At 71.8% G+C, this 14273-nt stretch carries 14 protein-coding genes; 7 read left to right on the top strand and 7 right to left on the bottom strand.

Going from position 1 to position 14273, the window contains the following annotated elements:
- Positions 1–35: 35 nt before the first annotated feature.
- The 3 genes from HYE82_RS11555 to HYE82_RS11545 all read right to left on the bottom strand — a co-directional run bounded on the left by HYE82_RS11555 (position 36) and on the right by HYE82_RS11545 (position 2721).
- A complete protein-coding gene (locus HYE82_RS11555) occupies positions 36–1604 on the bottom strand; it encodes a PH domain-containing protein (protein WP_309144283.1) in 1569 nt (522 codons plus the stop codon).
- On the bottom strand, positions 1601–2083 hold the full coding sequence (locus HYE82_RS11550) for a PH domain-containing protein (protein WP_256987088.1): 483 nt from the start codon (positions 2081–2083) through the stop codon (positions 1601–1603). Before HYE82_RS11550 ends, HYE82_RS11555 begins: the two co-directional genes overlap by 4 nt.
- 71 nt (positions 2084–2154) lie before the next feature.
- The gene (locus HYE82_RS11545) at positions 2155–2721 is read right to left on the bottom strand and encodes a hypothetical protein (RefSeq protein WP_179173902.1); all 567 of its coding nucleotides are present in this window, start codon (positions 2719–2721) and stop codon (positions 2155–2157) included.
- 163 nt (positions 2722–2884) lie between these two features.
- Between HYE82_RS11545 and HYE82_RS11540 the strand changes: the two genes are divergently transcribed.
- The 7 genes from HYE82_RS11540 (at position 2885) to HYE82_RS11510 (ending at position 9686) form a co-directional block, all read left to right on the top strand.
- On the top strand, positions 2885–4216 hold the full coding sequence (locus tag HYE82_RS11540; RefSeq protein ID WP_309144282.1) for a sensor histidine kinase: 1332 nt from the start codon (positions 2885–2887) through the stop codon (positions 4214–4216).
- Entirely contained in the window at positions 4209–4841 is a 633-nt protein-coding gene (locus HYE82_RS11535; RefSeq protein ID WP_179173901.1) for a response regulator transcription factor, read from the top strand. The genes HYE82_RS11540 and HYE82_RS11535 overlap by 8 nt, the downstream gene beginning before the upstream one ends.
- A gap of 220 nt (positions 4842–5061) precedes the next feature.
- Positions 5062–7401, top strand: a complete 2340-nt coding sequence (locus HYE82_RS11530; protein ID WP_309144281.1) for a nitrate- and nitrite sensing domain-containing protein — start codon at positions 5062–5064, stop codon at positions 7399–7401.
- Positions 7398–7808 (top strand): roadblock/LC7 domain-containing protein, encoded by a 411-nt coding sequence (locus tag HYE82_RS11525; protein WP_179173899.1) that lies wholly within the window; start codon positions 7398–7400, stop codon positions 7806–7808. The genes HYE82_RS11530 and HYE82_RS11525 overlap by 4 nt, the downstream gene beginning before the upstream one ends.
- An 11-nt stretch (positions 7809–7819) precedes the next feature.
- Positions 7820–8284, top strand: coding sequence for a DUF742 domain-containing protein (locus HYE82_RS11520; protein ID WP_309144280.1), 465 nt, complete (start codon positions 7820–7822; stop codon positions 8282–8284).
- A gap of 25 nt (positions 8285–8309) precedes the next feature.
- The gene (locus tag HYE82_RS11515; protein WP_179173897.1) at positions 8310–8891 is read left to right on the top strand and encodes an ATP/GTP-binding protein; all 582 of its coding nucleotides are present in this window, start codon (positions 8310–8312) and stop codon (positions 8889–8891) included.
- Positions 8892–8954: 63 nt separating this feature from the next.
- Entirely contained in the window at positions 8955–9686 is a 732-nt protein-coding gene (locus tag HYE82_RS11510; RefSeq protein WP_179173896.1) for a hypothetical protein, read from the top strand.
- Positions 9687–9797: 111 nt separating this feature from the next.
- Here HYE82_RS11510 and HYE82_RS11505 read toward each other — a convergent pair whose 3' ends face one another.
- From HYE82_RS11505 to HYE82_RS11490, 4 genes are all read right to left on the bottom strand, one after another.
- A complete protein-coding gene (locus HYE82_RS11505; RefSeq protein WP_179173895.1) occupies positions 9798–10229 on the bottom strand; it encodes a hypothetical protein in 432 nt (143 codons plus the stop codon).
- Positions 10230–10290: 61 nt separating this feature from the next.
- Complete coding sequence (gene ctaD / locus HYE82_RS11500) at positions 10291–12024, bottom strand: cytochrome c oxidase subunit I (RefSeq protein WP_179173894.1); 1734 nt, start codon at positions 12022–12024, stop codon at positions 10291–10293.
- 115 nt (positions 12025–12139) lie between these two features.
- Complete coding sequence (locus HYE82_RS11495) at positions 12140–13453, bottom strand: globin domain-containing protein (RefSeq protein WP_309144279.1); 1314 nt, start codon at positions 13451–13453, stop codon at positions 12140–12142.
- A 111-nt stretch (positions 13454–13564) separates the two neighbouring features.
- Positions 13565–14221 (bottom strand): vitamin K epoxide reductase family protein, encoded by a 657-nt coding sequence (locus HYE82_RS11490; protein WP_179173893.1) that lies wholly within the window; start codon positions 14219–14221, stop codon positions 13565–13567.
- Positions 14222–14273: the final 52 nt, after the last annotated feature.

The raw sequence follows: 14273 nt of genomic DNA, 5'->3' as shown, positions 1-14273 counted from the left end.
TGTGCCGTGCTGTTTTCCGTACCGGCTCCCCGGCTCTAGCGGGAGCCGGTGGCGTGGCGGCGGCGCTGTTCCACGAACGGGGCGAGCAGGCCGGGCACCGCCTCCTCGGCGAAGGCCAGGCCCTCGGACTCCGACACGTCGCGGACCTTGTAGACGCCGTTCCCGGCGGCCGTGGCGGCGCCGAGGGTGAGCAGCCCGGCCCGGCGCTGGAAGTACGAGCGGGTGATGGACCAGCCGATGATGCCGTCCCGCTGGAGGGCGACGGTCCGGCGGGTGAAGGTGCCCGAGCGGGCGACCAGGTAGCGGCCGTGCACGGCGTGGCCGAGGCTGCGGTAGGCGTCGAAGGCGAAGGCGGCGCCGACGGCAAGCAGGGCCACGCCGGTGATCCAGCCGGTGTGGACGAGCACCGGCGTCAGCCACAGGCCGAATCCGATGAACAGGGCGGCGACCAGGGCCGCGTACATCAGGGCGCGGTTGAGCCTGCGCCGCAGGGCGGCCCGGGGGTGCGGGACGAGCACCGCCTCGGCCGTCGGGGAGACGGCCTCGCCCAGGACGTCGGCGGCGATCCGGCCGGACAGGGCCAGGGGGACGGGCGGGGTGAGACGGCTGCGGCTGCTGTTCTCGTCGGCGTCGCCGAGGCCGCTGGCGACGGCCTTGAGGCGGGCCCCGCCGGCCCAGCGCAGCAGCAGCGGCTCGGCCACCTCGGTGCCGCGCAGGCGCTGCTCCTCGATGCTGACGGAGCGGGTGATCAGCAGGCCGCGGCGGATGCGGAGCATGCCCGCCTCGGCGCGGTCGAGGCGGTAGCCGCCCCAGCCCTCGATGAAGGTGACCGTCGATCCGATGACGCCGATCACGACGATGACGGCGAGGGTCACGAGGAGGCCGAACCACAGGGGCACGGAGCCGAAGCGGTCGGTGAGGTCCTTGACGATGCCGAGTTCCAGCGGGTTGATCTTCATCTCGTGCAGCGTGCGGTAGGTGCTGGCGACGGCGATGAAGACACCGCCGACGCCCCAGACCGTCAGCGGCGCGTACCGCAGCCATGCCCAGTCGAGTTCGGCTATGGCCGCGTCGGCGTCGGCCCCGGCGGACGCCGGTCCGCGACGGGCCTGCCGGAGTTCGGTCAGCCGCCGGCTCAGCGCGGTGGCGTCGCGGACACTGAGGCCGTCGAGGGACAGTCCGCCGGCCTCCGATCCGCCCTGCTCGCCGGTGCCGACCTTCAGGGAGGTGAGGCCGAAGATCCGGTGGAGGGGGTTGGCGGTGAGGTCGACGCTGCGGATGCGGTCGACGGGCACCGAGCGCTGGCTGCGGAAGAGCAGTCCCTTGTGGAGCTCCACCCGGTCCTCGGTGACGCGGTAGCGGGTGGTGATGAGCCGCATGATGCTGATGCCGGCGATGACGAGGCAGGTGATGGTGAACGAGAGCAGTGTGATCAGGGCCTGGAGGTTCAGCTCGCCGCCCGTGAGGAGGGAGGTGGCACCGAACATGGCCACCGGCGCGGCCATCACGCTCAGGTTGACCAGGATCAGGCGCGGGTTGAGCCGCCCCCACGCGTCCTGCCCGGCGCCGTCGCCCGCGCGTCGTACCGAGGCGTCCCGTGTCACGTGGCATCTCCCGGTACGACCTGGACGGAGCGGGTCAGGTGCTCGACGAGTTCGGTGGCGACCCGGCGGTCCAGTCCGTTGATCTTCACTGCGCCGGCGGACGAGGCGCTGGTGACGGTGATGCCGGAGAGCCCGAACATCTGCTGGAGCGGGCCGCGGAGCGTGTCCACGGTCTGCACGCGGGACAGCGGGACCACCCGCCACCGCTGCCAGAGCCATCCGGAGGCGGCGTAGACGGCGTCCTCCGTCATCTCCCAGCGGTGCACCCGGTAGCGCCACACGGGCATGGCCGCCATGTACAGGAGCCCCGGAACGAGCGTGCAGAGGAAGAGCCAGCCGAACACCGTCCGCGCCGGCGGGATGCAGAGGTAGAGCACGCCGAACACGAGCGGAAGCGGAAGGGCGAACAGGGACGACTGGACGGTCCACCAGCCGATCGCCCGGCTCTCGACCCGGTTGCGCGGCGGCCGGAGCCTCAATTCTTGGTTGTCTAGCACTGCTTCACCCAAATTCCTGAACGATCACAAAACCTCGGCGGACAACGGTCGAGTCAGCGGTCGACCCGTATCTCACTGCTGTCGGTCCCTCCTCCCGCCCCGTCGGCCGTCGGCGCCGTCGCGGCCCGTACGGCGCGCAGCCGGGACACCACGACCGCCGTCCGGGCCACCACCGTCGACAGCGACATCACGGCGAGCGCGCTCACGAGCACCTCGGTACCGCTGAGCTGGTAGTCGGTGGTGAGCCGGGTCATCCGCGCGCCGTACCAGTGCTCGCACCCGTACGCGAAGAGGATCTGGAGGCCGGAGAGGAGGATCCAGACCGCCGCGTGGCCGAGGCCGCCGGTGCTGCGGATGTCCCCCTCGCCGTCCCGGTGGGCGGAGAGCTGGGAGGCCGCGACGAGCCCGAAGATGCCGCCCACGCCGAGGGCCGCGAGGTGCAGCGAGGGATCGTTGCCCGCCATCGGAAAGGAGTGCACGCAGGCGGCGATGACGGCGACGGCCGCCAGCGCGGGGCCGGCGATCCGTGCGGCGGTGATGCGTCGGCTGCCGGAGTCGGCCGCGAGGACGGCGGCGAGGACGGTTCCGCAGATGACGACCGCCGTCGTGAACTGACCCACCTGGCCGAACCCTCCCTTTCCGCGCCGCGGCAGCCCTTGCCGCGGTTCTCCCTCCGCTGTTCCCACCGTAGGAGGCGCGGCCCTGCCGCCGGGACGACCGATCGGTGGGACCGGCTGTCAACCGATCGACGGACAGCGGCACATCGCGTGGTAGGACTGTGACGTGCACATACACGCTCAGGAGGAGGCCCCCCGGTCTCCCCGGTCGCCCCGGACCCCGCGGACGTCCGCGCAGTACGGCCCCGAGTCGGGGAGCCGCTGGTTCGGGCTGTGGGACGGCTACTTCGCCATCTCCTACCTCGTCACCGTCATGCTGCTGTTCACGTCCGACGAGGACCAGGTCCACCGGGCACTCGCCATCGGCGCGCTGACCCTGATCGTGCCCTGGTACGCGGGTCTCGGCCGCAGACCCATGATCCTGCGGGCGAAGGGCCGGCGGAACACGGTCTTCTGCACCGGGCTGTTCCTGCTGTTCGCCTCGTCCAGCACGCTCGACCCCGGGGGTTCCTTCGCGCTGTTCGCGGTGGTCCCCATGCTCATGATGAGCCTGCCGATGCCGTCCGCGATCGTGCTGGTCGTCCTGGCCAACCTGTGGCCGGTGATCGTGGTGTGGCTGCGGGGCGGTCAGTTCGACCCCCACATCCTGTCGGTGCTGCCCATATCCCTGCTGGGCATAGCCCTGTCGGTCCTGCTCGGCCTGTGGATCACCCGGGTGGTGCAGCAGAGCACCGACCGGGCGGCGCTCATCGACGAGTTGCGGCAGAGCCGGGAGCGCGAGGCCCGGCTGTCCCACCAGGCCGGCATCTCGGCCGAGCGGGAACGGCTGGCCCGGGAGATCCACGACACCCTGGCGCAGAGCCTGACCAGCATCATCAGCCTGGTGCAGGCGGCCGAATCGGAGGTGGCCTCCCGTCCCGAGCGGGCCCGTTCCCGGCTCGGGCTCGCCGGGCGGGTCGCCCAGGACAGCCTGGCCGAGGCCCGCAACTTCGTCTCCGCGCTCACCCCGCCCGCGCTGCGGGAGAGTTCCCTCGTCCAGGCCGTACGCCGGCAGGCCGACCTGCTGAAGGAGGAGACGGGGCTGACGGTGCGGTGCACGGCCCGGGGCGAGGAGCAGCCGCTGCCGATGGCCGTCAGCGTCGTGCTGCTGCGCTCGGCGCAGGAGGCGTTCGCCAACGTGCGCAAGCACGCGCGGGACGCCCGTAGGGTGGAGGTGCTGGTGGCGTACGCGCCGGACGCGGTACGGCTCGTGGTCCGCGACGACGGCGCCGGCTTCGATGCGGACGCCGGCCCGGCCACCGCCGACGGGCAGCACACGGACCGGGACGGCGGCGGCCGGGACACCGGCGAGCGGAACGGTTTCGGGCTGCGCGGGATGCGGGCCCGGGTGGAGGAGATCGGCGGGATGGCAGAGGTCAGCAGCAGCCCGGGGGCGGGCACGGTCATCGAGGTGACGGTGCCTCTGGTCCCGGTGGCGCAGGAGTCGGCCGATGAGTGAGCGCGAGCCGATCGGAGTGCTGCTCGTCGACGACCACCCGGTGGTCCGGGAGGGCCTGTCCGCGATGCTGGAGCTGGACGAGGGCATCCGGGTCGTGGGTCAGGCCGGCTCCGGTGAGGAAGCGGTGCTGCAGGCCGCCCGGTTGCGGCCGGACATCGTCCTGCTCGACCTGCGGATGGGGGCGATGGACGGGGTGGCCGCGACCGGGCACATCCTGCGGGAGTCGCCGCGGACCAAGGTGGTCATCGTGACCACGTACGAGGACGACGCGGACATCCTGCGGGCGGTGGAGGCCGGTGCGGCGGGCTACCTGCTCAAGGGCAGCTCCCGGGACGAGCTCGTGCACGCGGTGAAGGCGGCGGCACGAGGGGAGACGGTGCTGACGCCGTCGCTGGCACCGAAGCTGTTCCGGGCCCGGGTGCCGGAGGCGCCGATGCTGTCCGAGCGGGAGCGCGAGGTGCTCCAACTGGTGCGGCTGGGCCTGACCAACGCGGACATCGGGCGCCGGCTGTTCATCAGCGAGGCGACGGTGAAGACGCACCTGCTGCGGTCGTTCAAGAAGCTGTCGGTGTCCGATCGTACCGCGGCGGTGATCACGGCCCTGGAGCGGGGCCTGCTGTCCTGACGGGTCACCGGCACATCGCGATCGGATTCCGATCAGGACTCCGGTCGGCAACAAAAGCGCAGCTCATAGCACGTGTAGGTAACGGATTCAATGTATTCGTTCGCGCCGCGTGGCTGGTTATGATCAGCGCCACCGACTGGCTGTCCCCCGCTCCCCGCCCTTGCCCGGCCGCCCCCGAGGAACGATGTCTTCCACAGAACCCGAAGGACCGGCAACGCCCGTGACGCCCCGGCAGCGGCGGCCGCGGCGGCGGACGGTGCGGCTGCGCACCCTGCTCATCCTGCTGGCGGTGGCCCCCACCGTGGCCATGGGCACCCAGACCGTGCTGAATGCCGGCCGGCTGCTGGAGCAGTCGGCTCACCTGCGGGCCGATGTGGCGGCCAGTGAGCAGATCGGCATACCGCTGTACACGCTCCTGGTCGACCTGCAGGCCGAGCGCACCGCGACGGCCGCCCGGTGGACCGGCACCTCCGGCTCCGAGGAGGAGCTGCGGCAGCGCCGCCTGGCCACGGACCGCGCCGCGGCCGACCTCCGCCGGGTGACCGGCGACTCGAACGCGTCCCTCGGGGAGGTGACCCGGCGTCTCGCCGACCTGCCGGGCTACCGTGAGCGCTCGGACGCCCGCACCGGAACCCCCGACCAGCTGCTCGGCTACTACACCAGGGCGGTCAACGAGATCATCCGCGTGTACCAGCAGGAGTTCAGCCACTCCGAGGACGCCGACCTCACGCAGGCGAGCCGGCCCGTGGTGTCGATGCTCTCGGCCTCGGAAATGGTGGCGCGCGAGGACGCGGCCCTGGCCCTGGCCGGCCCGTCCCGGGAGCTGAGCCCCACCGGCTTCGACCAGTTCACCAGCTCCGTCGGGGCCCAGCGCTACCTGTACGAAACCTGGGTCGAGCCGTACCTGCCCGAGCGGGACCGGCAGTTCTACGAACGCATCACCGCCTCCCCGGACTGGCAGACGAAGGTCCGCATCGAGAACACGATCATCCACGAGCACAAGGACACCGACACCGGCATCAAGCTGCCCGCCGAGGTCAACGGGTGGAGCGCGGCGCACAGCAACGTCTCGGTGCAGATGGCCACGCTCAACATCGACCGCGCGAAGGGCGTCATCGCCCTGGGCACGGCCAAGGCCGACGCGCTGCAGACCGAGGTCGCCTGGCTGATCGGCGGAAGCGGCGCCGGACTGCTGCTGGTCGTGACCGTCGTCGTGCTGACCACCCGGTCGGTGCTGCGCCGGCTGGACGGCCTGCACCGGCGTACGGTGGCCGTCGCCGAGCGGATCCTCCCGGACGTCGTGGCCCGCCTCGACAGCGGCCGGACCGTCGACGAGTCCGCCCTGCCGACGGTCCGCGGGCACCGGGACGAGGTCGGGCGGATCAACGACGCGTTCGCCCGGGTCGTCGCCGTGTCCGTGGACGGGCACCGGCAGCTCGCGGCCGAACGCCACGGCTTCGGCGCGTTCGCCTCCGGCATCGCCTCGCGCACCGGGAACCTGGTGAGCCGCCAGCTCGCCCTCACCGAGGACATCCAGGACGCCTTCGGCCACGACGAGGCGCTGCTCGCCCAGCTGATGCGCTCCGACCAGCTGACGGTCGGCATGCGCCGCCAGATCGAGAACCTGCTCATCCTTTCGGGCGGCGAGATCCCGGATCCGCACACCGAGCCCATGCGCATCGCGGACCTGCTGCGCGAAGCCGCCGCCGAGGTGGAGGACTTCCGGCGGGTCGAGCGGCAGGCACTGGACGAGGCCAGCGTGGAACCGCAGTTCATCAGCCAGATCAGCCACCTGCTGGCGGAGCTGCTGGACAACGCCACCCGCTTCTCCCCGCCCCGATCGAAGGTGGCGATCCGCGCCGAACTGGCCGCGGACGGGCTGTCGGTGGAGATCGAGGACCGCGGGCCGCGCGTCGACGGCTCCCGCTACGAGGAGATGAACCGGCGCCTGCACACCGCGCCGCCGTACGCCGTCCTCGCCGAGAACGCGCATCGGCTCGGCCTGTTCGTGGTCGGCCACCTCGCCGACCAGCTCGGTGCCACGGTCACGCTGCGGCGCTCGGTGTACGGGGGCACCTCGGCGGTCGTGGTGCTGCCGGGCAAACTCCTGGTCCCGGCATCCGTATCCGCATCCGCTCCCGAGCCGGAGCCGGCGGCCGCCCCGGAACGCGCTGCCGGGCTCGCCCCCGCCCTCGTACCGGCCCCTGCGCTGACGTCCGCACCCGCGCCCGCAGCGGCGTCCGTGACCGGACCGCGGGCGGCCGAGCCGGCGCCCCTGCCCACCGCCGCCGGGCTGCCGAGCCGCCGCCGGCCCGAACCGCCGGCCGCCGCACGGAACGGCAGCCGGCCGCGCCCCGCCCTGCCCGCGCGGGAGGCGCGCCCCGCACTCCCCGAGCGCGTCCCGCAGACCCACATGACGGAACGGCTGCGCGGACCGCGGGCGCCGGAGACGGCCGTCGCACCGGACCCGGCCACGCCCGAAGAGGTGGCCGACGCCTGGGCGGACTACGAACACGGAACCCAGACAGTGGAAGAAGAGCTCCGACAGGATCAGCCATGACGACGACACAGAACGACATGATCTACAGCGTCCTGGACAACAACCTGAGCAGGATCGCCGGCATCCAGGGCGCCGTGCTCCTGTCCAACGACGGGATCGGGCTGAGCGCCTACCTGCTCGAGCGGGACCAGGCGGAGCGCATCGCCGCCGCCTGCTCCGGTATCGCCTCCACCATGAAGGCGATCTCCCGGGAGATCGACGGGGGCCGGGTGATCCGCCAGCTCGTCGAGATGGACGACCGCTACCTCTGCATCGTCGGATGCGGGGAGGGCAGCACCCTCATCGTCGTGACCTCTCGCAAGGCGCGGCTGGGTGAGCTGGGCGGCGAGGCCGTGCGGACCGCCCAGGCGCTCGGCGAGTGGCTGGGCACGCCGGAGCGCACGCAGGCGCAGCCTCCGGCGTCGTAATGCCGGACGACGTGACGGACACGGCAACGGACGGCGAACCGATCGACCTGTCGGACCCGTCGGACCCGTCCGAGCCGGAAGAGCCGGAAGAGCCTGCGGAACCCGGGGAGCCGCCGCGCGAGCGGCGGCCCCGGGGCCGCCGGCGGACGCGGCTCTACGCCCTCACCGACGGCCGTACCGACGCCTCGTGCACGGTCCTCACGATGGACACCACGATCACGGCTGCGGTCAGCGAGGAGGCCTGGAGCGGGCTGCCCAGCGAGTGGCGGGCCGTCCTGGCCATGTGCGTGCCGCCGGACGGGCGGGCGGTAGCCGAGATCGCGGCGCGGATGCACATCCGCCTCACACCCATGACGATGCTCCTCGGCGAGCTCACCGACCGCGGGCTGATCCACCACCAGCCACCCCTGGAAGGCGCCGAGACCACCAATGTCCACCTGCTCATGAGAATCAGGGACAACCTTGCCCGGATATGACCACCCTGCTCGGCAGGGTGCCGCCATGAAGATCCTCATCGCCGGGGGGTTCGGGGTCGGCAAGACCACCCTCGTCGAGACGATCTCCGAGATCGAACCGCTGCGCACGGAGGAGCGGCTGACGGCAGCGGGAGTGGGCGTCGACGACCTCGACGGCATCGAGTCCAAGGCGGGTACCACCGTCGCGATGGACTTCGGCCGGATCACGCTCACCGACGCCGGCGTGGTGCTGTACCTGTTCGGCACGCCGGGCCAGGAGCGCTTCTGGTTCATGTGGGACGACCTGTTGAGCGGGGCTCTCGGCGCGATCGTCCTGGTGGACACCCGCCGCCTGGACCGCAGTTTCGCGGCCGTCGACTTCTTCGAGAGCCGCGGCCTGCCGTTCGTGGTCGGCGCCAACTGCTTCCACGGCGAACAGCCCTACACCGCGGAGGAGATCGCCGCGGCCCTCCGCCTGCGCAACCCCGACACGCCCGTGCTGATGCTCGACGCCCGCGAACGCGACGACGTCCGCAGCGTCCTGCTCGCCCTGCTGGACCTGCTCATCGCAACGGCCGATGCAGCCCCCGCCCCGGCCCCGGCGAAGCTCTCCGCGGCGGCCCGCTGAGCAACAACGCACGGGACCTTTGCATAGGCTCGCTCCGGCGCCCCTATGACCGAGGAGGACCCCATGAACCCCGCCGGGGAAGGGCTACAGCAGTTGGACGCGATCAGCGTCCTCAACGCGAAGACGACACTCGTACAGCTCCTCGTACGGGCGGGGGTCCACCCCGGTGACGCGGGCGAGCTGATCGGGCTCGTCGAGGCCGGCACGCTCGCGGTCGCCCACACCCGGATCGGCGGGCACGGGGGCGTCGCCCCGACGGAGAAGGGCGAGCTCTACGCGTCCGGCTGGCTCGACGGCGCCCGCGCCGTCGCCGACGAACTGGGCGCCGTCGCGGAACGGGCGCTGAGGGACGCGGTCGGCGCGGATGCGTCGGCGGACGCCCTGGATGCGCGTCCCCCCGCCGGGAGGATGGAGCTGGAGCGGGCGAAAGTGGCCGTTCTGCCGCTCTACCTCTCGTTCACGGCGGTCTCCGACCTCGATCCCGAGGTCTCGGAGCAGGTGCTCACCGCCGTGCTGGGCACGCTGACCACCCGGCAGCGCACCGGGTACGCGGGGCAGCTGACGCGGTTCGCCGACGACCACCGCGTGCGCCTGGAACGGATGTACGCGGAGTACGGGCCCGGCAGCACCATCGCGATCCACGGCCGATACTCCCTCCTCCACTCCCCCACCAGCATCGCCGTACTGGAACGCCTCCTCACGGAGCCGACGGCACTGCGGGAGGAGTGGGACGCCGCCGAGCTGCCGCCCGCCTGGCTGGAGGGCCTGACCACGGCCTGGGGTACGCCCGCCTGACCACGCGGCACGGGCCGCGGGCCACGGGCACGGTTCGAGACGGCGGTCCGGGCACCGGACGAGCCGTCGTCCGCGTCCGAGCGGCACCCGCCACCCGGAGGTACCGCACCGTCACCGGCCGGCCAGGAGTACCGCGGCCGCCGTACCGGGGAGGACGGTGGCCGCGGCCAGGGTCCAGGCGACCCGTACCCGCCCCGGCCTGCGGCCCACGGCCACCCACTGCACGCAGCCCAGTTCCGCCCAGCGGCGGGCCTCCTCCCGCTGTTCCGTGCCGTGCTGGGAGCGGCCGTGGAGGAGCAGGGCCGCCGACGATGCGGCTCCCGCACCCGCCACGGCGGCGACGACCGCCCAGGGCGCCGCGACCAGGAGCAGGGGGACGAGGAGCGCCGCGGTTCCCCAGCCGGTCAGACAGGCCGCGGCCGCCGTCCGGCGCGATGCGGGGCGGTCGGCGCCTGCGCGTACGTCCGCGATCGCGGGGACGTACCAGACGCAGCCCGAGGCACAGAGGACGGCGACGGCGAGTGCCGGTACGGCATGGGGCATGAGCACCTCTCCCTGGGATTCCGTGGGCGGCCGGATGCCGGATGTCGGGTCCGGCTCCCGCTCAGTGGCGGGCCGGATCGAGGGCGGCGATCTCCGGGTGGTGGAGGTCGAACGCCGGCGACTCGGACCGGATCCGCGGGAGGGAGGTGAAGTTGTGCCGCGGCGGCGGGCAGGAGGTCGCCCATTCGAGGGAACGGCCGTAGCCCCACGGGTCGTCGACCTCGACCTTCTTGCCGTACTTGGCGGTCTTCCAAACGTTGTAGAAGAACGGCAGGAGCGACAGCCCCAGCAGGAACGATCCTGCAGTGGAGAGGGTGTTGAGGGCGGTGAAGCCGTCGGCGGCGAGGTAGTCCGCGTACCGGCGCGGCATGCCCTCGGCCCCCAGCCAGTGCTGGACGAGGAAGGTGAGGTGGAAGCCCGTCGTGAGGGTCCAGAAGGTGATCTTGCCGAGGCGCTCGTCCAGCATCCTGCCCGTGAACTTCGGCCACCAGAAGTGGAAGCCGGCGAACATCGCGTACACGACGGTGCCGAAGACCGTGTAGTGGAAGTGGGCGACGACGAAGTACGAGTCGGAGAGGTGGAAGTCCATGGGGGGCGAGGCCAGGATGACGCCGGTCAGTCCGCCGAAGACGAAGGTGATCAGGAAGCCGACCGTCCACAGCATCGGCGTCTCGAAGGACAGCGAGCCCTTCCACATGGTCCCGATCCAGTTGAAGAACTTCACCCCGGTCGGTACCGCGATCAGGAAGGTCATGAAGGAGAAGAAGGGCAGCAGCACACCGCCGGTGACGTACATGTGGTGCGCCCACACGGTCACGGACAGGCCGGCGATCGCGATCGTCGCGGCGATCAGGCCTATGTAGCCGAACATCGGCTTGCGCGAGAAGACCGGGATGACCTCGCTGACGATGCCGAAGAACGGCAGCGCCAGGATGTACACCTCGGGGTGGCCGAAGAACCAGAACAGGTGCTGCCACAGCAGTGCCCCGCCGTTGGCGGAGTCGAAGACGTGGGAGCCGAACTTGCGGTCGCATTCGAGGGCGAAGAGGGCCGCGGCCAGCACCGGGAAGACCATCAGGACCAGGAGTGACGTGAGCAGCACGTTCCAGGTGAAGATCGGCATCCGGAACATCGTCATGCCCGGGGCCCTCATGCACAGGATCGTGGTGATGAAGTTGACGGCGCCCGCGATGGACCCGAAGCCGGACAGCGCCACGCCCATGATCCACATGTCGGCGCCGAGGCCCGGTGAGTGCACGGAGTCCGACAGCGGCGCGTAGAGGAACCAGCCGAAGTCGGCGGCGCCGCCCGGGGTGAGGAAGCCGAAGGCCGCGATGAGCGATCCGAAGAGGAAGAGCCAGAAGGCGAGCATGTTCAGCCGCGGGAACGCCACGTCCGGCGCGCCGATCTGAAGCGGCATGATCCAGTTGGCGAACCCGGTGAACAGCGGCATCGCGAACATCAGCAGCATGATCGAACCGTGCATGGTGAACGCCTGGTTGAACTGCTCGTTCGACATGATCTGCGTGCCCGGGCGGGCCAGCTCCGCCCGCATCATCAGCGCCATGACGCCGCCGATGATGAAGAAGGCGAACGCGCTCACGAGGTACATCGTGCCGATCCTCTTGTGGTCGGTGGTCGTCAGCCACTCGACCCACGAGGCCCGCCGTACCGTTCCGCCTCCTGCGGTTCCGGTTCCGGTTGTCGCGCCTGGCGCGGTCTCCGGCCCCGCGCTCGCCGTCTGCTTCTTCCCTGTCACGTCCACCGGACGCTGCCTCCCTGTAGCTGTACCCATGGCGAACCGGGAGGTGGCATGCAAAGGGGAATCGGCACCCCCGGGCGCCGCCCCATGATCCGCGCAGGGGGAGGGAGTCCGGCAGGGCCGAACAGTCCCTCCGTCCCCGGCGCGATCAGGGCCGTATGGCCCCCTCCGAGTGCCGTACGGCACGGGCCGACGCGGGCCCGGGGTGCGGATACTGGTCGAGGTGGACGGCGCCCGCACCCGTGACCGTGTCGTGGCGGATCCGGTCGGACGGTACGTCCATGGCGGCCAGCTGCCTCACCGTGGCGCAGACCATGGCGGGCGGACCGCTGACGTACGCGAGGTGCCCGGACCAGTCGCCGCCCCGGGAGACCGCCTCCACCACGGAGGCCCGGTCGGCGCCAGCGGCGCCCTCCCCGATGACCGGGACGACGCGCAGCCACGGGCAGCGGTCCTCCAGCCCGGCCAGGACCGGCGTGTCGTACAGGCCGTCGAGCGTGCCGGCCCCGAGGAACAGGTGGGTCCGGCGCGGCCGGGGCCCCCGCTCCAGTTCCTCCAACAGCGCCTTGGCGGTGGCCCAGCCGGTCCCTGCCGCGACGATCAGAACGTCCCGGTCCTGCGCACCGTCCACGGTCATGGTCCCCTGGGCGGGCCCGATCCGCAGGGGATCACCGGTGCCGGTGTGCGCCACGAGCGCCTCGGCCACGTCGTCCTTGCCGTCGCTGCGGATGTGGAACTCCAGCTCGCCGTCGGGGCGGGGCGCGCAGGCGAAGGAGTAGGGCCGCCAGGCGAGCGGCAGGAGCGGCGTCTGCAGATGGGCGTACTGCCCGGCCCGGTAGGGGTACGGCTCGGCCGTGCGTACGCGGACCACTGCGAGGTCCGGCCCGCACAGCCGGTGTCCGGTCACCACCCCGTTCCAGTAGGGCGGTTCGGCCAGCGCCTGCTCGGCCCCCGCCACCATGGCCGCGACCGCGAACCGCAGCATCCGCAGCCACGCCTGCTCCAGCTCCCGGCTCCAGCCGCCGCCCGCGTACCCGCGCAGCGCCTCGACGAGGGACGCCTCGAAGACCTCGTAGTGCACCGGCCGCACGCCGAGCTTGCGGTGGTCGCGGCCCAGGCGGGCGCAGAAGGCGGCCAGCGCCTCCGGCCGGTGCAGGTTGTCGATGAGGTGGCGCAGCGCCTGCTCCAGGTGGGCGCGCTGGAACGCCATCGAGTCGGGGAACAGGCCGCGGAGATAGGGGTGGTGCTCGAACATGGCGTCGTAGAGACGGTCGATGAGCTCCCCGGAGGGGCTCACCAGCGGCAGGTTCGAGGTGATCAGCCGCTGGTCCGCGGCGCCGTCGTAGGAGTCCGGGTGCGGGCGGGCCGCGGGCGCCTGCCGGGCCGGGGCCATCAGCTGCCGCCGCAGCCGCATCGCGTCCTGCCGCGCCAGGAGCGCGTGATAGTTGTCGTACTGGTTCACTTCGTGTGCTTCTTCCGGTTGTGCCTGCCTCCTTGTCTCCGCGTTCTCCGGGCGGAGGCCGACAGGCCCTCCCAGCGCACCCTCCGTGCATCGCCGCTGATCGGGATAACGTCACAGCAGCGTCTCCCAGTACGCCTGGAAGCGGGTGGCGATGAGCAGCACGATGACCCCGTACCAGGTGACCGGCACGACCCAGTGGAACTCCTGCACGCCGCTGACCAGTGCGCGGGGAGCGCGGACGACGCCGTGCCGGAGGTTGTGCACCGTGGTGTACCAGAACATGGCGATGGTGGCCGCCCACGCCAGGCAGCACCACAGGCACAGCGCCCCGATCCCGTACAGGGCCTGGCTCATCAGCCACATGCAGAAGCCCGCGCCCAGGAGCGTCCCGAGATTCAGCCCGGCCCAGAACCACCGGCGGTAGCCGGCGCCCGCGAGCAGGCCGAACCCGATCGCGACGACGGCCGCGTACGCGGCGAGGCCGATCACGGGATTGGGAAAGCCGAACACGGAAGCCTGCCCGCTGCGCATCACGTCGGCGCAGGAGAGCACCGGGCTGAGATTGCACGAGGGGACGAAGTCCGGGTCCCTCAGCAGCTCGAACTTGTCGAGGGTGATCACGAACGAGGCGAGGATCCCGGCCGCCCCGCTGACGATCAGCAGCCAGGCGAAGCCGCGGCCCGCGCCGATCACACCGGGGGGCCGGGCGGCAACACCCTCTCCGCGGGTGCGCACCTCGGCCGTGCGGTCATGCAGGGTGCCGGACATCGCCACCGTCCCCCCTTGCCGCCGTACCGACGGGGACACGCCCCGCGCTCCC

The sequence above is a fragment of the Streptomyces sp. BR123 genome, assembly GCF_013401435.1.
Taxonomy (GTDB): Bacteria; Actinomycetota; Actinomycetes; order Streptomycetales; family Streptomycetaceae; genus Streptomyces.
The sequence above is the reverse complement of the archived record's forward strand: the minus strand, read 5'-3'. Positions and strand labels throughout refer to the sequence as shown.

Excerpts from the sequence above, each read along its gene's own strand:
- HYE82_RS11490 (WP_179173893.1), bottom strand. The coding sequence starts at position 14,221 with ATGTCCGGCACCCTGCATGACCGCACGGCCGAGGTGCGCACCCGCGGA.
- HYE82_RS11535 (WP_179173901.1), top strand. The coding sequence starts at position 4,209 with ATGAGTGAGCGCGAGCCGATCGGAGTGCTGCTCGTCGACGACCACCCG.
- HYE82_RS11505 (WP_179173895.1), bottom strand. The coding sequence starts at position 10,229 with ATGCCCCATGCCGTACCGGCACTCGCCGTCGCCGTCCTCTGTGCCTCG.
- HYE82_RS11525 (WP_179173899.1), top strand. The coding sequence starts at position 7,398 with ATGACGACGACACAGAACGACATGATCTACAGCGTCCTGGACAACAAC.
- HYE82_RS11515 (WP_179173897.1), top strand. The coding sequence starts at position 8,310 with ATGAAGATCCTCATCGCCGGGGGGTTCGGGGTCGGCAAGACCACCCTC.
- ctaD (WP_179173894.1), bottom strand. The coding sequence starts at position 12,024 with ATGGGTACAGCTACAGGGAGGCAGCGTCCGGTGGACGTGACAGGGAAG.
- HYE82_RS11510 (WP_179173896.1), top strand. The coding sequence starts at position 8,955 with ATGAACCCCGCCGGGGAAGGGCTACAGCAGTTGGACGCGATCAGCGTC.